The sequence below is a fragment of the Arthrobacter sp. BB-1 genome (assembly GCF_006151685.1).
GTDB lineage: Bacteria > Actinomycetota > Actinomycetes > Actinomycetales > Micrococcaceae > Arthrobacter.
In genome coordinates this window covers 42,744-60,352 of record NZ_VDEV01000018.1, presented here as the reverse complement: position 1 = coordinate 60,352, position 17,609 = coordinate 42,744, and the positions used below count along the sequence as shown (strand labels likewise).

Here is a 17,609-nt window from a genome sequence, read left to right as displayed (position 1 = left end):
GGGTGACCTAGAGAACCACACCAAGCAGGGCGTCCACCGCGGCCTTGACCATGGCCTGGTCCGCAGGACTTGCCGGCCCGGCGGCGTTGTTGGCCAACTCCGCCCAGCGGGATACTGCCGCGACGGCAGCCGGGGCATCCAGGTCGGCGGCCAGGGCTGCCCGCATCTCTGCGATAAGCGGGAGGGCAGACCCCTCGGGAGCGTGGGCCAGCGCACTGTGCCACGCGGCCAGGGCCGACTTTGCGTCCTGGAATCCATCTTCCGTCCAGGACCAGTCGGAGCGGTAATGGTGGGCAAGGATGCCGAGGCGGATGGCGGCGGGGTCCTCCCCCGCTGCCCGGAGTTTCGACACGAGCACCAGGTTGCCTTTGGACTTGCTCATTTTCTCGCCGTCCAGGCCCACCATGCCCGCGTGGGCGTAGTGCCGGGCGAGCGGAACGCCGGCAAGTGAATAGGCGTGGCCGGCACCCATCTCGTGGTGCGGGAAGATCAGGTCCGAGCCGCCGCCCTGAACGGTGAACGGCGAGGGCAGGTATTTTTGTGCGATCACCGTGCACTCAATGTGCCAGCCGGGCCTGCCGGCGCCCAGGCTGCCGCCAGGCCAGCTCGGCTCACCTTCGCGTTCCACCCGCCACAGCAGCGGATCAAGTGCCTGCCGCTTTCCTGCCCGTCCGGGGTCGCCGCCGCGTTCCGCGAACAGCTCAAGCATTTCGCTCTCGGCCAGCCCGGAGATGCATCCAAGTGTCCACGCGTCCGGTGCGACGGACTGCTTGCCGGCCGCTTCGACGTCGTAATAGACATCTCCGTCAGGCTCGCCGTTGGTGCCCTGCACCTTGTACGCCAGCCCCAGGCTGACAAGGCGTTCCACCTCCGGAACTATCAGGCCGATGGATTCCACCGCGCCCACGTAGTGGTCCGGAGCGAGGACGTTGAGTGCTTCCATATCCGTCTGGAAGAGCTCAATCTGGCTGGCGGCGAGCTCCTGCCAGTCAACACCGGTGGCCGTGGCCCGTTCCAGGAGCGGATCGTCGACGTCGGTGACGTTCTGTACGTAGTCGACCTCGTGGCCGGCGTCCCGCCAGGCCCGGTTCAGGAGGTCAAACGCCACGTAGCTGGCGGCGTGCCCCATGTGGGTGGCGTCGTACGGCGTGATGCCGCAGACATACATCGAGGGGCGTCCCTCGTCTTCCAGGACGACCTCGCGCCCCAAAGCGGTGTCGAACAGCCGGAGCGCGGGCATGCTTCCGGGCACGTCGGGAACGGGGCGGGATATCCAGGATTTCACACGCCAAGCCTAGTGCTAGGCGCTGATGACATTGAAACCGAGCAGGAGGTACAGCGCCAGCCCCAGGAAGATCCGGTACCAGACGAACAGCCGGTAACTGCGCGTGGAAACGAACTTCAGGAACCAGCCGATGATGATGTAGCCCACCACCAGGGCGATGACGGTGGCAAGGGCGGTTTCCGGCAAACCGTAGGGGCCGGTAATGCCTTCCTTGGACACCGTCTTGTACAGCTGGAAGAGGCCGCTGCCGAAAACAGCTGGAATGGCCAGCAGGAAGGAGTACCGTGCAGCCGCTTCACGGGTGTAGCCCATCAGGAGGCCGGCGGTGATGGTGCCGCCGGACCGGGACACGCCGGGGATCAGGGCCATGGCCTGGGCGAAGCCGTAGAGGATGCCGTGCTTGTACGTCAGGCGGCTCAAGTCGCGTTCCTGCCTGCCCACGGCATCGGCAACCGCCAGGATAAGGCCGAATACAATCAGCATGGTGGCCACGATCCACATGCTGCGGAGCACTGATTCGATCTGGTCCTGGAACAGCAGGCCAAGGATCACGATGGGGAGGCTGCCCAGGATGACAAGCCAGCCCATCCGGGCATCCGGGTCCTGCCGGGAGACTTTTCCGGTGAGTGAACCGGCCCAGGCCTTCACGATCCGGACAATGTCCCGCCAGAAGTAGATGAGCACCGCCGTCTCGGTTCCCAGCTGGGTGATGGCGGTGAAAGCGGCGCCGGGATCCTCGGCATTGGGCAGGAACTGCCCCACAATCCGAAGATGCGCGCTCGATGAAATCGGAAGGAATTCGGTCAGTCCCTGCACTAGGCCCAGCAGGGCCGCCTCAAACCAGTTCACGCTAAGACCCTACGTCATGGGCAGCGCCGGTTCTGCCCGTAAGCTTGCTGCTATGCAGCAGCGCTACGTCGGCAACAGTGGATTGCGAGTTTCCGCCCTTTCCCTCGGCACTATGTCCTGGGCCGGCGAAACGGACGAACAGGACGCCTCTGAGTTGTTGCGCACCTTCCTCAATGCCGGCGGCCGGCACGTCGATACCGCTGCCTCGTACGCGGACGGACGTTCGGAGGCGTTGATCGGTTCCATGCTGGGCGACGTGGTGGCCCGGACGGAGATTTCCATCTCCACCAAAGCGGGAATGACGACGCCGGATGGCCGCCGCGGCGTGGACACGTCGCGCAACGCGATGCTCACCGGCCTTGACGCCAGCCTCGCGAGGCTGGGCACCGACTACGTGGATATCTGGTTCGCGCAGGCCTGGGACCGCAATGTGCCTTTGGAGGAGACGTTGTCCGCTCTGGAGTTCGCTCTCCGCACCGGCCGCGCACGGTATGTGGGGGTTTCCAACTTCAATGGCTGGCAGGCGGCGAAGGCGGCAGCCATCGCCGGTTTCCCCCTTGTGGCCGCGCAGGCGGAGTACTCGTTCCTGCAGCGCAGGCCTGAAGCCGAACTGATTCCTGCTGTTGAGGACGCCGGTATGGGCCTCATGGCGTGGGCACCGCTTGGCCGCGGTGTACTGACGGGCAAGTACCGCGGCAGCATACCGTCCGGATCAAGGGCAGCCTCCGCAACCGAGGCCGGGTACGTTGAGCCGTACCTGGAGGAGCAGCCGTCCCGGACGGTGGAAGCTGTCTGCATGGCCGCCAAAGGCCTGGGACGGACACCCCAGGACGTAGCCCTCAGCTGGCTCCTGTCCCAGCACGGTGTTGCCACGGCGATCGTGGGCCCACGGACGCCTGCCCAGCTGAAGGAACTGGTGGATGCGCAGCTCACCCCGCTGCCGCCTGAAATTGCCCGGGCCCTGGAGGACGTGTCAGCGCAGCACTAGGTCCCCTGCACTGGGTCCGCGGTCCTACTCCTGGACGATTTCAAGGTCTTCGTCGTCGTCCACGTCGCTCTCGTCGTCTTCCTCGTCCTCGTCATCAAACACCTGGAGCGGCGTGACCTCGTTATAAGCCTCATAGAGTGCGTCCTCATAAACCTCGAAGGCGTCTGCGACTGCAAAAAACGCTGCCTCCACGGAGGGGTCACCATCTCCGCGGCGGTTGGATGCTGCTATAAGGTGTTCTTCCAAAGCGGTGGTCAAGGACTGAAGCGCGACACGCGGATCGATGCTCATGACTTCACGTTAGCCGGAAAAGGACGAAAATGGAGAGCAAATGAAGGAACAATTTCTCACCAGCTCGGTCCAGCGGGAACGGGACTATTTGAGGCAGTACGAGTACCTCGTACTGACCGTCAGTCCTGTCGATTCCCTGCATGAGGCACGGCGCCGCCTGGTGGAACACTCCGAGTACGGCAAGTGGGAGCTGGAGCGCAGCAAGCTGTACATGGGCGGAGGACGGCGCTTTTGGCTCCGCCGCCGGGTAATGCAGGTCCAAAGGACGGTCTAGATCAGTCCTCGAGCGGACCCAACCAGGCGTTGGCCACTGTGTTGTGGGCAGACTCGTCGTCGGATGGATGGAACATGCCGGCAAGTACGTCCCGGTACAGCCGTTCCAGTTCGGATCCCCGGAAATAGCTGGATCCGCCGCTGACGCGGACGGCCAGGTCCACGACGCGCCGCGCCGTTTCCGTGGCGGTGACTTTCAGGCCCACCAGCTTGGGAAACCACTGCGGTCCATGGTCCACAAGGGAATCCACGTCAGCTGTGACCGCACGCAACTGGGGGTACAAGCTATCCATGGCCATGGCGGCATCGGCCACCTTCCAGCGGATGTCCGGGTCCTGGGCGTAGCTGCGCCCGCCGTTTTTGAACGAGGTGCGGCGCCTGGCGTTTTCCACCCCGACGGCCAGGGCCCGCTCCCCCAGCCCGGTGTAAACGGCGGCCAGCAGCGTCTCGAAACAGGCAAAGATAGCGAAGATCAGGGGGTCACGGCTGGGGCCGACGGGAATTTTGCGAAAGATCCGCCCGGACGGAACCCTGGCGCCGTCCAGGACGGTGGTGCAGGACTGGCTGGACCGCATCCCAAGGGTGTCCCAGTCGTCGAGGATGCGGTATCCGGGCGTTTGGCGCGTGATGAAGCCATGGACCAGTTCGCCCTCGCCGTCCCGGCCGGAAGGGTCCTTCCCGAAGATACCCAGCCTCGTCCATACAGGTGAGAGGCTGGTGAAGATCTTGGTTCCCGTGAAGGAGTAGCCGCCGTCGGGCAGGGGTTCGGCGGAGGTCCGGGAGTCGAACAGGACGGCGTCGTTGCCGGCCTCCGAGTTGCCGAACGCGAAGATCTCGCCGTTGGCCGCTTCCTTGAGCACGAAGTCCAGGGAGTCGTCGCCGCGGGCTCCGAGGACATGCGCGACGCCGGTCCAGACAAGGTGCATGTTGAGGGCCAGTGCGGTGGCGGGGGCGGCCGTTGCCAGCCTCTTTTGGCACTGCGCTGCCGCCTCGAGGCCAAGCCCGGCACCGCCGTCGGACGCTGGAACAAAAAGCTTCAGGTAACCGGCCGCGGCCAGGTCCCGGAGGTCCTCGTGGAAGAAGGCGTTGTCCCTGTCGTAGCCGGCGGCGCGCCCGCGGATCTGTTCCAGCAACGCGTCCGGCAGGATTTCCTCCGGAGTCATGGCGGCCCGGCTCAGTAGTTGGTGAGGAGGGTGTTCAGCACCCGGGCACCGAACTTGAGGGAGTCGGCAGGCACGCGCTCGTCCACGCCGTGGAACATGCCGGTGAAATCGAGGTCGTCGGGGAGCATCAGGGGCGCGAAACCATAGCCTGTGATGCCCAGCCGGCTCAGCGACTTGTTGTCCGTGCCGCCGGAGAGCGTGTAGGGCAGGACCTTCGCACCGGGATCCTCGGAGTGCAGCGCGTCGATCATGGAGTCCACCAGGTTGCCGGCAAACGGGACCTCCAGCGAGACGTCGTTGTGGACGTAGCTGACGTCCACGCCGGCCCCGGCCAGCTCGCGCACGATCTCCAGGACGTGGTCCTGCTGGCCGGGAAGGGTCCGGCAGTCGATCAGTGCCTCGGCCGATTCCGGGATGACGTTGTGCTTGTAGCCGCCTTTGAGCAGCGTGGGGTTGGTGGTGTTCTGCAGGGTGGCGCCCACAAAGCGCGCCACCGTCCCCAGCTGGCTCAGCAGGACGTCTGGATTCTCGGCGTCGAACTCCACGCCGGTGAGTTCGGTCACGCCGTCCAGGAACTGCCGGGTGGTGGTCGTCAGCTCGATGGGCCACTTGTACTCACCGATCCTGGTAACGGCGGCGGCAAGCCGGGTCACCGCATTGTCGGTGCTGATCTGGGAGCCGTGGCCGGCCCTGCCGTGGGCCACGAGCCGGAGCCACGAGATGCCTTTTTCCGCGGTCTGGAGCAGGTAGGTGCGCTGCCCTCCGATGGTGGCCGAGAAGCCGCCTACCTCGGAGATGGCTTCGGTGGCGCCTTCGAACAGTTCAGGCCGCTTGTCCACCGCGTAGCGGGCTCCGTAGGCGCCGCCCGCTTCCTCGTCCGCGAAGAAGGCGAAGATGATGTCCCGCTTGGGCTTTTTGCCTGTGCGGGCAAAGCTGCGCAGGACGGCGAGGATCATGGCGTCCATGTCCTTCATGTCGACGGCGCCGCGGCCCCAGATGAGCCCGTCCTTCAGTTCGGCGCCGAACGGGTCCACGGACCACTGGTCCCGCAGCGCGGGTACGACGTCCAGGTGGCCGTGCACCACCAACGCGCTCGCGGACGGGTCCTCACCGGCCATCCGCGTCACCACATTGGCGCGCCCCGGCGCCGACTCGAAGATCTCCGCGTCCAGGCCTGCTTCCTCGATCAGGCCTGCGGCGTACTCGGCCGCCGCCCGCTCCCCCGGCCCCGAACCGTCACCGTAGTTTGAGGTATCTATCCGGATAAGTTCCTGGCAGATCCGGACAACTTCATCCTCGGGCAGGACGTCAGGCATGGAAAGCTCCTCACTTGGAAATGGCGCTGGGAACGTGCTGAATCGCTGCCCCCAGCCTACCCACTTGGCCCGATTCCATGTTTGGTGAAAGTTCGTGTTAGAGTTTTTCTCGCTGCTTCGGAGAGGCGCGAAACGCTGAAAGGCGCAAATGCTTCCCCGAAATACCACCTGCGCGGGTGGCGGAATGGCAGACGCGCTAGCTTGAGGTGCTAGTCCTCGAAAGGGGGTGGGGGTTCAAGTCCCCCTCCGCGCACAGAGAAAGCCCCGGGAAACCGGGGCTTTTTTGTGTCTCCACCCACGCGAGATGCATGTTCAACCACGTCTGAGTGAATGTGCGGCGCCCTTCAGGGGGTTCGTTGCATAGTCTTCTGCACTCCTTCGCCGCTGTGTAAGAACGGGAGAGGCCGTGTGCGTGGTTTCGGCTGACGAAGCTGCCCTGACGCACCTCCGTGGAGAGATCCTCCCAATGGACCCCGCATTCAGCGAGCATTGCATTCCGCCGCGGCACCGGCACTCCGGTCCGTTCCTTATGGCCGAAGTGGTGATACGGGAGCATCCCGACGCTGTTCCGCACCGCGTCTGCCTGCGGCCACCTCAGGTTTTCGATGACGCCTTCCCGGCCGTCCAAGCCGGCGAGCTCGTCGACCTCGGGGCGGAGGCGGTTGAATTTCGCGGTCGCCAGTGCGGCTGTTGTGGAGACGATCGGCAGGGCGCTGGAACGCGAGTGTGTCGGGCATGGCCATCATGTGTGCGGAGACCACGGGTCCATTGCTGGGTTAGAAGACCTGGCTCTCCAGGAAGCTGTAAACGGCCCAGGCAAGCACCCCGACGGAGATGATGGATGTGATGGCTCCCGGAATGCGCCCCCGACGCCGGACCACGGCGATCACGGCCAGGACCAGGGCTGTGATGAAGAGGGGAAAGGTCACGCCCGACAGAAAGTAGAAGAATGGGATGCCGGAGTCCACGCCACCGCCAATAATCCATGCGGCCCAGAAGACCCCGGCGGTGTTGAGCGCCAGCAGCATGAGGGAGATCGCCCCCACGCTTAGCCAGCGACGTGGCGCGCGCGCTCGTCCTGTGCGGGAAGCTTCGGTCGTCATCGGCTGGGCCAGTCCTCCGGCCGGTAGCCGAACTGCCCGGAGCGGCGGCGTTCACGGACGCCCGTGTCCGGTTCGGGGGCGGCGTAATCCCTTGGGTTTGTGTGCAGGCTGTCCTTGTCCTTCTCGAGCTTGTCGCTCCGGGGCCGCTTCTTGAATGCCCGTTCAGACACGGCTGTCCTTCCGAGAGGTAGGTTGCGGCCCTGCTGCACGAGCCGATGGCCCACACACTAGCCGCAACAACCCGTGTTTGAAACGTAAAAGAGCATTCTGACGTCGAGGATGAACCGCGGCGCCTCGGACCGCACAAGATGGCCGCCGGTAACCCTCCTTGCGGCAGGTGTCCCTTACGCTGGCTTTTTTCTTCCCAGCAGCCCGGCCAACTCGGCCGCCTTCTGAGTCGATGAAGTCGTGCGAATCTCCGTAGTTGGCCGCCGTTCGCCCATGGCGATGATCTGTTCGTAGTGACTTTCAGTGAAGCGGACGGTGTGTTCATTGAGCCGCAAGTGAGGCCCGGCGTTTGTGTAGTACGTTTCCCGCACCATCCGCAGGGGATGCCCAGACGCTCGGCGGGTTCTTCTGGCTGGGATTTTGGATGCATCAGAAGGGACAAGGAGTGCCAAAAACCCCGTAATCCAGCGGTTCTCCTTGGACACGACACACCGAGATGGGGGTTCAAGTCCCTCTCCGCGCACAAAGAAAGCCCCGAAACCGGAGCTTTTCTGTGTCGCCACCAACGCTCATCCTGATGACGGGCCTTACACGGTCCCGTCATCAGGATGTTCGAGATGCCATTCGTGCCGCAGGTTGAACTTGCACAGCAGGGCCTGGATCATGGCAGCCGCCGATTCGAATCTCAGCGCTCTGTACTCCCCATAATGGACTTCGCTGCCTCCCGAGGGAACTGGCAAAGGTCCGCGGCGAGCAGCCATTGGCTGGGGGTTCTCGGCCATGACCGGATCCTGCCCGGAGCAGACTCGTTATAATCTGAAGAATGCCGATCATGCGCCTCAAGCGAGGCCTCCACGTCCAGCAGTCCATCATCAACCGGTGCGGGAGCGGTCTGTGAGCGGCGGTCTCGTTGCCCTGCTGGACGACGTCGCAGCTTTGGCCCGAATAGCAGCCGCGTCCGTGGACGACGTCGCTGCCGGGGCGGCCAAGGCGGGGGCTAAGGCTGCCGGCGTGGTCATTGATGACGCTGCCGTGACTCCCCAGTACGTGTCCGGCACGGACCCCTCCCGCGAACTGCCGATGATCAAGCGGATTTTCTGGGGCTCACTCCGGAACAAGCTGCTGATCATCCTGCCGGCCCTGCTGCTCATCAGCACTTTCGTTCCGGGGGCCATCCCATTCATCCTCATGCTGGGCGGGACCTACCTCTGCTACGAGGGCGCCGAAAAGGTCTGGCACAAGCTCCGCGGCCACCACACTGCGGACGAGGATAAGCCCGCAGTGGAACGGGGGCCCGAGGCAGAAGCCAAAGTGGTCAAGGGCGCCATCACCACGGACTTCATCCTGTCCTGCGAAATCATGGTCATCTCCATGAACGAGGTTGCAGCCGAGTCCCTGTGGGTCCGGGCGTTCATCCTGGTGCTTGTGGCTTTTGTGATTACGGTGCTCGTCTATGGGGCCGTCGCGCTCATCGTCAAGATGGACGACGTCGGCCTGCACCTGGCAGCCAAGGACTCCGCCGGCTCCCAGCGCGTCGGCGAACTGCTCGTCAAGGGGATGCCCTCCGTGCTGGCCGCGATAACCCTGGTGGGGACCGTCGCAATGCTGTGGGTCGGCGGCCACATCATGCTGCAGGGAGCGTACGACCTCGGCTGGCACGCCCCGTATGACGTGGTCCATGCCCTGGAGGCCCCCTTCGCCGGAATCGCTGTAGTGGGTGGCGCCCTGGCCTGGCTCGTGAACACCCTGTGTTCGGCCGTCTTCGGACTCGCTTGGGGCCTCATCGTCGTGGCTGTAGTAGGGCCGCTCCTGAAGGTCCTGCCGTTCGGCAAGAAGAAGAGCGCGCACGAAGTGGACGACGTCCGGGCTGCGGCCGCCGGTTCCAAACCGGCTCAAGGTGAAGCTGATTCGTCCTCGTAGTCCTAAAGTCTGACTGCAGCTCCGGGCAGTTGGCCCTGTGCAAGGGAACCCTCAACACTTCTCGTTTACAGGAAGGCCTTGCTAGGCTGGAATTTGGTCAGGCAGACGGCCGCTCACTTGTTTCGAAGAGGAGCCCGTCCATGGCCACCCAGGTTTCCGTCGCCGTCGGCGTGCACATCCAGCCAAGGGTCACGCCCACTCGACAGCCCCGCCGGGGGCGTCCATCATGAGTGCGGGCCGCCCCCGCGGGCAGGGCAACTACGTCTTCCAAACGTCCAGGCGATGGCCATGGGTTTCCACCCCGGACCTGGTAAAGCTGCGCCGCACCCTTCAGCGGCCGCGGGACTTCGTCGATTCGGATAAGGCCGGAAAGCTGCTGCGGCCGACGGAGCGGGAACCGCACCACCGCACGCGCGAGCCGAACTGTCCGCAAGATTCCCGTCCCACAGGGCCGGAATAAGCCGGCGGGGTGTGGCCCAGTGACGCACCATTTCGGGGGTGGGCCACATCCCGTCATTTCACGCAGGCAGCCAGGACAGCGGCGATTGCATCATGCTCGGCAGGGGTGACCCACAGCTGGTATTTGGCCTTCACGGCTGTCTGGCGGGCAACATATTCGCAGCGAAAAGCTTTGTTTGGGGGCAGCCAGGTGGCCGCGTCCTTGTCTCCCTTGGCGCCGTTGGTGGAACCGTCCGCCGCCATCAGGTTCAGCGGATCATTGGCGAACTGCTGCCGTTGCTCCCCACTCAGCTGCCGAGCGCCTTTCTGCCACGCGTCGCTGAGCGGAACGAGATGGTCAATCTGGACTGCGGCACTAGTCTTGTCGCCCCGGACAAAACTGATGGTGGTCGAAGTGTATCTGTCAGCCAGTGTTCCTGTGCTGACGACGCAGTCGCGTGTACCGGGCTTAAAGGTCTCATCCTCAAGGTCGCGGGCAAGGATGTCGTTTCGGGTGTCGCAGCCGTTGCGGTCCACATCAGCCCAGGCAGGGCCGAACTCCTCCCGGGAATAACCGGTTTTGGGGGCGCGGCCTTTGATGGGGATTCTTTCCAGTGCCGCCAGCGCTTCGGCAGCCCCTTGCAGCTCGAAGCCATGCCCTGCGGGCTCGCTGGCAGGTCGCCCAAGGGCGATTCCCTGGCCGCCGTCCAGAATTTCCGTCACAGACTGCGCTGCGCCACCACAACCTGCGAGCGCTCCCGCAAGGATGATGCCGGCCATGAGCGCAGAACAAGTGGAGTGGGGCTGTCTGATCGGATCCTCCTTCGGTTCCGTCCACGCTACAGGGCGTAACAGCAGCCCCGGCGGAGGCGGTCCGTTGTGCCGGTCACAGCCGGAACTCTGGCGGAGGTTCGCCGGGCAAGGCAGTATGTGCCCATGGAAGACTTTCCGACGGCGGAGGCTGGCACCGGGCATATCGTCCTGCTGGGCGATTCCATCTTTGATAACGCCGCCTATGTCGGCGGCGGTCCCGCCGTCATCGCCCAGTTGCGGCACGCCGTGCCCGGGTGGAAGTGCACGCTTCTGGCCGTGGACGGGGACGTTGTGGGAGGCGTTTCCCGCCAGCTCGTTTTCCTGCCGTCCGATGCCACGCATCTGGTGGTCAGCGCGGGCGGCAACGACGCCCTGGCTTATGCACCGCTCCTGCATGAGCGTTCCTCTTCCGTGGGGGAAGCTCTCGCCATGCTCGCGAGCGTGCAGGATACGTTTGCCGCCGATTACGGGGCGATGCTGGACAGGGTGGGGTCAGCGGGGCTGCCTTTCGCAGTGTGCACCATCTATGACACTCCGCCTTCGGAGCCGGGGCAGAGAATCATCAAGGCGGCACTGTGCCTGTTCAACGATGCCATTACCAGGGCCGCGTTTTCCCGTGGCGCTGCACTTATCGACCTTCGGCTCATCTGCAGCGTCGACACCGACTACGCCAACCCCATTGAACCGTCATCGCAGGGCGGGCAGAAAATCGCCCGCGCCATCTCCTCCTTTACGCAAAGGAAACCGCTGCCGGACATGGGCCAATCGATCGTCATCACCCGGTAAGGGAAGGCGACGGCATTGAGTCGCGTCAGTGCGGACGCAGTCTGCGGGGCGGCCTATGGCGCCTGGCCTGTTCCTCCATCCGGGAGTCCTGCACAACCGGGCGGTACCTGACCCGCCGCTTCCCTGACCGGCTGGCTCTCCGCTCCTGACGCCGGGCTTTCCGTTCCGGGCGGTCTATCCCGGACAGGATCGCGAACGTTCCGCCCATCCAGAGGAACGCCACCGTAAACACCAACGCAATCTCTATGTCAGCGCCCATAGCCCTATTTTAGGGCTCCAAGCCCCTGAAGGAGCCCCCAAACCTAATGCTTCCCAGCCTTGGAAGCGCTACAGCAACCCCAACTCGCGGACCGCGGCCAGGACATCCGCAACCGTGACTGCCAGCAGCGCCGGGTCCGGCTGGTCAGCGAAGGTGTCCCCCCGCCGCAGCTCGGCACGCGTCAGGACAACATGCGGTCCGGGCGGAGGCCCCCAGATCTCGGGTGGGGCGGGTCCAAAAAGAACCACTGACGGCGTTCCGTAAGCCGACGCGAGATGGGCAGCACCGGTATCGGCCGAGATGACAAGGCGCGCGGCAGCGATGGCTGCAGCAAACTCGCCCAGGCCAAGCCGCCCCGCCAGCACCGCACCGTCCGGGAGCCCCGCACGCCGGCAGACGTCAACCGCCCTGTCCCGTTCCCCGCTTCCCCCAGTGAAGACAACGTTGTGCCCTGCCTTATCCAGGGCCGTGGCAACAGCAGCGAAACGATCAGCGGGCCAGAGCCGGCTGCCGTAGGCAGCGCCAACATGCAGGACCGTGGCATGGGGAACCGGGCTGCGTACGTGCGGCGTGTTCAAACCAACGTCCAGCGGGTCGGCGTCGATCCCGTGCCATTCCAGGAGGCGTACCCAGCGTTCCCGCTCATGCAGTTCTGCCCGCCAGGGCGGCCCGTCCCGGTGCTCGCTGCGGTGGCCGATCGTCTGCCGCGCCTTAAGGGCATCGATGCGCCCCTGGCTTTCAGGGCCGCTGCCGTGCAGGTTCACTGCCACGTCTACCATGCCCGCTTCCAGGGCCAGCGGCTCGTCCAGGCCATGCGTGGGCAGGAGCTCGTAGCCACCCACAAGGCCCAGGGCTTCCGAGAGCCACCCCTGGGCCGCATACCGCAGCCGGTGTCCGGGGAACGTGCGCCGAAGGGCCTTGAGGGCAGGCACCGCAACCAGCAGGTCGCCCAGCTTCAGGGCCCGCAGGACAAGAAGCTCCGGCTTACCATCAATGCGGTTGTCCGGACCGGTAGCCATGGAAATGTCCGCGCCGCTCATGCGTCCGCTTTCGCCAGTTCGGAAGCTGCCAGGCTGCGTACGTCCTCATGTACATCCCGTACCGGGATACCGGCCACTACTGAGTCATCATGCGGGCAGCGCGGCGCCGTCCACCCAACCTGGGTCACGTCTATGCCGCAGGTAGGGCAGGCGGTCACCCAGGAGGCGTGGATGCGGTGGAGGCTCCTGCCCAGCGCACCGGCATTTATGACATTGCCCACCCAGAAAATACCCACTGTTGGAACTCCCAGCGCCTGGGCAAGGTGCCGGGGCCCGCTGTCATTACCCACTACTACGGCCGCCCGGACCAGCAGTGCCACAAGTCCGCCCATGTCCAGGTCCCCGGCGAATGAATGGACATTGGCGGAAGCTGCCTGTTCCACCACCTGCCCGGCAAGGGCGCGTTCATTCTCATCCCCGATGACCGCAACGCGGAAGCCGTCCGCGGCGCATGCCGCCGCAAGTTCAGCGAACCGGCTCACGGGCCAGCGGCGGCGGGGATCCGTGGCGCCCGGATGCACCACTACCCAAGGCCCGGCACCGTCGTCGCGCATTACGACGGTGGGCGGGGCGCCGCCTTCAGCCGGCGCCAGGCGGGCCTCCAGGTCGAGGGGGAAAGCGCCGGCCATGCCGGCGACCTCCAGCGCCCTTAGGGGCTCATGCTGGTAGTAGATATAGGGAACCGTGCGCTCGAGGCTGGCGGCGTCCGCCGTCCGGGTGCCTGCCGTGTGCCGGGCCCCAAGGCGAAGCAGGAAGGGATTGGAGTACCTGCCGCCGCCATGTAGCTGGACGGCCAGGTCGAACCGGCGTCCGCGCATGTCATCAAAGAACGCGTCCAGCTCCGCCGGGTCCTCCTCCCCCGGGCGCACGCCTTCAGCGAATGGCAACACGCACACTTCATCCACCGGGCTCTTGGTTGCCGCTAGCAGCGCCCTGTGGACGGGAGTGCCCAGCAAGGTCAGGGTTGCTCCGGGGTAGGCTGCCTTGAGCGCTGCCATGGCAGGGATGGCGAAGATCAGGTCTCCAAGGCCTCCGCCCCGCAACACGGCGATCCTTGAAACGGACTCGAATTTTTCCAGGACCGGACCAACACCCGTACCTACCTGCACTGAACCACCGAATTCGGCAGTGAGCTGCTCCACATGCTCCCCTTACCAGTAGTGCGGACCGCGCTGATTGCCGCGCCATCCGCTGCCCACGCAGCCCCAACGCGGCGGTAAACCGCAAGGCTGCCTTCCTTGAACCATTACCCAGGGGACGGTCAATATACTCCGGGTATTGGGGAATAGCCGCATGATGCTGTACGTTTCATACGCGACAGGCGAACCAAAGAAAAGAGAAGCACCTAAAGTGGCAACCGATTACGACGAACTGCGCTCCGACGTCAAGGAATCGCAGGACAACTCACTCGAGCAGCTCCAGTCAGCAAATGCTCCCGACGCACGCAGCGTTGTGCTGGAGCTGGACGAGGCTGACGGGCTCGACGGAGCCGGCGTGCCCGGAGGCGAGTTCGTGGCCGAAGAGCTCGTGGTACAGGTCATCCCGCAGGCTGAAGACGAATTCACCTGCTACTCCTGCTTCCTGGTCCGTCACCGGTCCCAGATTGCGCGCCAGAAGGATGGCCACAGCTACTGCACCGAGTGCGAAGGCTAAATAATTCAGCCGACGTGGGGCTGCGGCACGTCCGCAGTCCCACCGATCCTGAGGCACGCCCGGCTGTTGGCGTGCCTTCCGGTTTTAAGCCCGCACCCAGCCGGCCCCTGTACCGTTGCGCCCATGGCTTACGATGACCCCGTCAGCGAGCGGCCCTGATGACTATACCTGGGGACCTTTGGGACAAACTGCTGGGAGCGTTCAGCCGGGCAGATGCTCCCAGCGTGACACTGACCGAACTGGCACTGGCGGTGATGGCAGCTGCCGCCCTGTCAGTGCCCCGCCGCTCCTGGCGGTACTTCGGCCTGCTGGCCACGGCCACACACGAGATGGGGCACGCTGTTGCTGCGGTGCTCAGCGGCCAGCGGTTATCCGGGATCCGGCTCGGCCTGGACCACTCCGGCACCACCACCACGTACAGCCGCAGCAGGCTCGCCACCGCCTGGTCCTGCTTTTGGGGCTATCCGGTACCCGCCATTGTCGGCGCGACGTTTGTGTGGTGCGGCTTCAGCGGATGGGGACCGGCGGCCGTTGCAGGCGGGGCCGTGGCCCTGGCTGCCTCGTTGCTCTTCCTCCGGAACCTGACAGGCGTGCTGATCACGTCCGCGGCAATTGCCGTCACCCTGCTCCTGATCCTCTTTGTGCCGGCCGCCTTCGTCGGACATCTGGCTGTCATCCTGGGCCTGGCCCTGCTCGTGGCCGCCGTACGCGACCTCATCAAGCTCACCCACGTGCACCTGCGCCGCAGGGACCGGCTGGCCAGTTCCGACGCGTACCTCCTCTGGCGTGCCACTTCGGTGCCCTCCGCCGTCTGGATCCTTCTGTTCGCGGCCCTTGTGGCTGGCTCGTGGCTCTGGGCCTGGCAGCCCATCTCCACTGTCCTGCCCACGGGAGCATAGGGTGGTCCCATGAGCCAGGAAACGGACAGCACACAGCAGGCGGCAAGGGCACAGGCCTCGGAGAACAAGGCCGAACACAGCACCCGCGGCGCGTACGTCACTGGTGGAGCGGAATTCAACCGCGACACCAACTACATCGAAGACCGCATCACGAGGGACGCAGCCCCCGGCCCGAACGGGGAGCCGGGCTGGCCGGTGGAGGCCGGACGCTACCGGCTGATCGCGGCGCGTGCCTGCCCCTGGGCCAACAGGACCGTGATCGTCAGGCGCCTGCTTGGCCTTGAAGACGCCATCTCACTGGGACAACCCGGTCCCACCCACGATGCCCGTTCATGGACCTTTGACCTCGATCCTGGCGGGGTGGACCCGGTCCTGGGCATCGAGCGCATCCAGGACGCCTACTTCAGGCGGTTCCCGGACTATCCCCGCGGCATCACCGTCCCCGCGATCGTGGATGTCGCCAGCGGCGCAGTGGTGACCAACAACTTTCCGCAGATAACCTTGGACTTTTCCACCGAGTGGACCGAATTTCACCGTGCCGGAGCGCCGGATCTGTACCCGGAGCATCTGCGCCAGGAAATCGACCAGGTCAACAAACGCGTGTTCACCGAGGTCAACAACGGCGTCTACCGCTGCGGTTTTGCCGGGTCCCAGGAAGCCTACGACTCCGCCTACGCCCGGTTATGGGCAGCCCTTGACTGGCTGGAGGAGCGCCTCTCGGGACAGCGCTATCTGGTGGGTGACACAATCACCGAGGCCGACGTAAGGCTCTTCACCACACTTGCCCGGTTCGATCCCGTCTACCACGGCCACTTCAAGTGCAACCGGCAAAAACTCAGCGAATTGCCCGCCCTGTGGGGCTACGCGCGGGACCTGTTCCAAACTCCCGGCTTCGGCGACACCATCGATTTCGTCCAGATCAAGCAGCACTATTACATCGTCCATGAGGACATCAACCCCACCGGCATTGTCCCTGCAGGACCGGACCTCAAGGGCTGGCTGGAACCCCATGGCCGGGAATCGCTTGGAGGCCGCCCCTTCGGGGACGGTACACCGCCCGGGCCCGTCCGGGAAGGGGAGGAAGTCATGCCCGGGCACGGGGCGCCAGCCGAGGGGCAGTAAGCGTTTTCCGGATAAGCTGGGCGCCATGGATAGAGCTCAAGGCTACGTAGCGCCCGGATACAACAACGTCCTGGACCTGTTCGAGTCGCTCCTGCGCGAGGATCCGCACTACAGCGCACAGCTGGCCGCCTACAAGGACGGGGTCCCGGTGGTGGAACTGACGGGCGGGCCGGACATGGCGCCGGACACTTTGACGGGAGCCTACTCCTGTTCGAAGGGGGTGGCTGCCATGGTCATAGCGCTGCTGGTGCAGGACGGTTTGCTCGACCTCGACCGCACCGTAGCGCACTACTGGCCGGAATTCGGCGCGCACGGCAAGGACCGACTCCTGGTCCGGCAGGCTCTGTCGCACCAGGCAGGGCTCATGGGCATTGAAGGCGGCTTCGGGCTGGACGAATTCACCACCCCTGCCGCCGCGGCCCGGCTAGCCCTGGCTGTACCCACCTGGCAGCCCGGCCGGCAGTTTGGCTACCACGCGCTCACCATCGGGATCATCATGGAAGAGCTGTGCCGGCGGACAGCAGGGGAAAGCCTGCAGGAGCTCTACGAAGGGCGGATCAGGAGCCCCTTCAATATCGATTTCTTCCTTGGCTTGCCGGAAGACCAGGAGTTCCGCTACCGCGACGTCCTCTACGCGGCCGGCCCGGAGCTGCCCTGGCTCGATCCGCTCAGCCTCGAGGGCCTGAACAGCAACGCGCCGGTCAGCACCATCATGGAGCTTCCCAACATCCGCCCGGTCCGGGCGGCAGGAATGTCCGCGGCGGGCGGCGTAGGAGCGGCACGGGGCCTGGCAAGGCTTTACGCGGCGGCCACCACCGGACTCCAGGGCGGCAAACCGTTCCTGACAACCACTACCCTCGAGCAGATGTCGCAGGAACAGGTATGGGGACTTGACCGGTCCTCCGGGCTGGACAACGCTTTCGCCGTCGTGTTCATGAAGCCGCACCCGTCGCGGAACTTCGGCAGCCACCGCGCGTTCGGGCATGAGGGCGCCAACGCAGCGCTCGGGTTCGCGGATCCTGCCTACGGCCTGGGCTTCGGGTACATTCCACGGCGGCAGGAGGAGGGAAGAACGCCGGGACGTGCCCACCGCCTGGCGGCGGAGGTGCGCCGCTCAGCGGCAGGACTGTCCTGAATCACGCCGCCTGGCCCCGATGCCCGGCCGCCTGACCTGCACCTTTGGGGGCAGCTGCAAGGGCGCCGTAGGGTGGTACAAATGCGCCAGTCTGAAGCACGCCCGGAT

At 65.0% G+C, this 17,609-nt stretch carries 18 protein-coding genes and 1 tRNA gene; 9 read left to right on the top strand and 10 right to left on the bottom strand.

Features of this window, described 5'->3' with window-relative positions:
* Positions 1-7: 7 nt before the first annotated feature.
* A complete protein-coding gene (mshC, locus tag FHJ30_RS10195) occupies positions 8-1,285 on the bottom strand; it encodes a cysteine--1-D-myo-inosityl 2-amino-2-deoxy-alpha-D-glucopyranoside ligase (protein ID WP_139029178.1) in 1,278 nt (425 codons plus the stop codon).
* 15 nt (positions 1,286-1,300) lie between these two features.
* Positions 1,301-2,134, bottom strand: coding sequence for an undecaprenyl-diphosphate phosphatase (locus FHJ30_RS10190; RefSeq protein ID WP_104997962.1), 834 nt, complete (start codon positions 2,132-2,134; stop codon positions 1,301-1,303).
* A gap of 52 nt (positions 2,135-2,186) precedes the next feature.
* Here FHJ30_RS10190 and FHJ30_RS10185 point away from each other — a divergent pair, with 52 nt between their 5' ends.
* Entirely contained in the window at positions 2,187-3,122 is a 936-nt protein-coding gene (locus tag FHJ30_RS10185) for an aldo/keto reductase (protein ID WP_139029177.1), read from the top strand.
* A gap of 24 nt (positions 3,123-3,146) precedes the next feature.
* Here the strand turns inward: FHJ30_RS10185 and FHJ30_RS10180 are convergent, their stop codons facing one another.
* Positions 3,147-3,413 (bottom strand): hypothetical protein, encoded by a 267-nt coding sequence (locus FHJ30_RS10180; protein ID WP_104997960.1) that lies wholly within the window; start codon positions 3,411-3,413, stop codon positions 3,147-3,149.
* A gap of 40 nt (positions 3,414-3,453) precedes the next feature.
* On the opposite strand from FHJ30_RS10180, the gene FHJ30_RS10175 reads away from it, so the two are divergent.
* A complete protein-coding gene (locus tag FHJ30_RS10175; protein ID WP_139029176.1) occupies positions 3,454-3,687 on the top strand; it encodes a DUF5703 family protein in 234 nt (77 codons plus the stop codon).
* Position 3,688: 1 nt separating this feature from the next.
* Here the strand turns inward: FHJ30_RS10175 and FHJ30_RS10170 are convergent, their stop codons facing one another.
* Positions 3,689-4,849 carry an acyl-CoA dehydrogenase family protein gene (locus tag FHJ30_RS10170; RefSeq protein ID WP_139029175.1) on the bottom strand — a complete coding sequence of 387 codons (1,161 nt, stop codon included), beginning with the start codon at positions 4,847-4,849 and terminating at the stop codon, positions 3,689-3,691.
* 11 nt (positions 4,850-4,860) lie between these two features.
* The gene (locus FHJ30_RS10165) at positions 4,861-6,165 is read right to left on the bottom strand and encodes a M20/M25/M40 family metallo-hydrolase (protein WP_139029174.1); all 1,305 of its coding nucleotides are present in this window, start codon (positions 6,163-6,165) and stop codon (positions 4,861-4,863) included.
* Positions 6,166-6,335: 170 nt separating this feature from the next.
* Between FHJ30_RS10165 and FHJ30_RS10160 the strand changes: the two genes are divergently transcribed.
* Positions 6,336-6,418 (top strand) — tRNA-Leu (locus tag FHJ30_RS10160).
* A 523-nt stretch (positions 6,419-6,941) separates the two neighbouring features.
* On the opposite strand, the gene FHJ30_RS10155 is transcribed toward FHJ30_RS10160, so the two are convergent.
* Both FHJ30_RS10155 and FHJ30_RS21360 read right to left on the bottom strand, forming a co-directional pair.
* The gene (locus FHJ30_RS10155; protein WP_171058983.1) at positions 6,942-7,211 is read right to left on the bottom strand and encodes a hypothetical protein; all 270 of its coding nucleotides are present in this window, start codon (positions 7,209-7,211) and stop codon (positions 6,942-6,944) included.
* A 53-nt stretch (positions 7,212-7,264) separates the two neighbouring features.
* On the bottom strand, positions 7,265-7,438 hold the full coding sequence (locus FHJ30_RS21360; RefSeq protein WP_171058986.1) for a hypothetical protein: 174 nt from the start codon (positions 7,436-7,438) through the stop codon (positions 7,265-7,267).
* 892 nt (positions 7,439-8,330) lie between these two features.
* Here FHJ30_RS21360 and FHJ30_RS10150 point away from each other — a divergent pair.
* Positions 8,331-9,356, top strand: coding sequence for a DUF808 domain-containing protein (locus FHJ30_RS10150; RefSeq protein ID WP_139029172.1), 1,026 nt, complete (start codon positions 8,331-8,333; stop codon positions 9,354-9,356).
* 513 nt (positions 9,357-9,869) lie between these two features.
* Here the strand turns inward: FHJ30_RS10150 and FHJ30_RS10145 are convergent.
* Positions 9,870-10,574 carry an HNH endonuclease family protein gene (locus tag FHJ30_RS10145; protein WP_139029171.1) on the bottom strand — a complete coding sequence of 235 codons (705 nt, stop codon included), beginning with the start codon at positions 10,572-10,574 and terminating at the stop codon, positions 9,870-9,872.
* Positions 10,575-10,730: 156 nt separating this feature from the next.
* On the opposite strand from FHJ30_RS10145, the gene FHJ30_RS10140 reads away from it, so the two are divergent.
* On the top strand, positions 10,731-11,393 hold the full coding sequence (locus FHJ30_RS10140; protein WP_139029170.1) for a GDSL-type esterase/lipase family protein: 663 nt from the start codon (positions 10,731-10,733) through the stop codon (positions 11,391-11,393).
* 327 nt (positions 11,394-11,720) lie between these two features.
* Here the strand turns inward: FHJ30_RS10140 and FHJ30_RS10130 are convergent, their stop codons facing one another.
* Both FHJ30_RS10130 and FHJ30_RS10125 read right to left on the bottom strand, forming a co-directional pair.
* Positions 11,721-12,692, bottom strand: a complete 972-nt coding sequence (locus tag FHJ30_RS10130; RefSeq protein ID WP_228405958.1) for a glycosyltransferase family 9 protein — start codon at positions 12,690-12,692, stop codon at positions 11,721-11,723.
* The gene (locus FHJ30_RS10125; protein WP_139029168.1) at positions 12,689-13,834 is read right to left on the bottom strand and encodes a glycosyltransferase family 9 protein; all 1,146 of its coding nucleotides are present in this window, start codon (positions 13,832-13,834) and stop codon (positions 12,689-12,691) included. Before FHJ30_RS10125 ends, FHJ30_RS10130 begins: the two co-directional genes overlap by 4 nt.
* Before the next feature lie 208 nt (positions 13,835-14,042).
* Here FHJ30_RS10125 and FHJ30_RS10120 point away from each other — a divergent pair, with 208 nt between their 5' ends.
* From FHJ30_RS10120 to FHJ30_RS10105, 4 genes are all read left to right on the top strand, one after another.
* A complete protein-coding gene (locus FHJ30_RS10120; RefSeq protein WP_066275770.1) occupies positions 14,043-14,345 on the top strand; it encodes a DUF4193 domain-containing protein in 303 nt (100 codons plus the stop codon).
* A gap of 158 nt (positions 14,346-14,503) precedes the next feature.
* A complete protein-coding gene (locus FHJ30_RS10115) occupies positions 14,504-15,244 on the top strand; it encodes a M50 family metallopeptidase (protein WP_139029167.1) in 741 nt (246 codons plus the stop codon).
* A 9-nt stretch (positions 15,245-15,253) separates the two neighbouring features.
* Complete coding sequence (locus FHJ30_RS10110; RefSeq protein WP_139029166.1) at positions 15,254-16,366, top strand: glutathione S-transferase family protein; 1,113 nt, start codon at positions 15,254-15,256, stop codon at positions 16,364-16,366.
* A 25-nt stretch (positions 16,367-16,391) separates the two neighbouring features.
* Positions 16,392-17,501: a serine hydrolase domain-containing protein gene (locus FHJ30_RS10105; RefSeq protein ID WP_139029165.1), complete on the top strand. Its 1,110-nt coding sequence runs from the start codon at positions 16,392-16,394 to the stop codon at positions 17,499-17,501.
* Positions 17,502-17,609: the final 108 nt, after the last annotated feature.

Coding starts and splice junctions, on each gene's coding strand:
- FHJ30_RS10185 (WP_139029177.1), top strand. CDS start 2,187: ATGCAGCAGCGCTACGTCGGCAACAGTGGATTGCGAGTTTCCGCCCTT.
- FHJ30_RS10180 (WP_104997960.1), bottom strand. CDS start 3,413: ATGAGCATCGATCCGCGTGTCGCGCTTCAGTCCTTGACCACCGCTTTG.
- FHJ30_RS10175 (WP_139029176.1), top strand. CDS start 3,454: ATGAAGGAACAATTTCTCACCAGCTCGGTCCAGCGGGAACGGGACTAT.
- FHJ30_RS10170 (WP_139029175.1), bottom strand. CDS start 4,849: ATGACTCCGGAGGAAATCCTGCCGGACGCGTTGCTGGAACAGATCCGC.
- FHJ30_RS10165 (WP_139029174.1), bottom strand. CDS start 6,165: ATGCCTGACGTCCTGCCCGAGGATGAAGTTGTCCGGATCTGCCAGGAA.
- FHJ30_RS10145 (WP_139029171.1), bottom strand. CDS start 10,574: ATGGCCGGCATCATCCTTGCGGGAGCGCTCGCAGGTTGTGGTGGCGCA.
- FHJ30_RS10140 (WP_139029170.1), top strand. CDS start 10,731: ATGGAAGACTTTCCGACGGCGGAGGCTGGCACCGGGCATATCGTCCTG.
- FHJ30_RS10130 (WP_228405958.1), bottom strand. CDS start 12,692: ATGAGCGGCGCGGACATTTCCATGGCTACCGGTCCGGACAACCGCATT.
- FHJ30_RS10115 (WP_139029167.1), top strand. CDS start 14,504: ATGACTATACCTGGGGACCTTTGGGACAAACTGCTGGGAGCGTTCAGC.
- FHJ30_RS10110 (WP_139029166.1), top strand. CDS start 15,254: ATGAGCCAGGAAACGGACAGCACACAGCAGGCGGCAAGGGCACAGGCC.
- FHJ30_RS10105 (WP_139029165.1), top strand. CDS start 16,392: ATGGATAGAGCTCAAGGCTACGTAGCGCCCGGATACAACAACGTCCTG.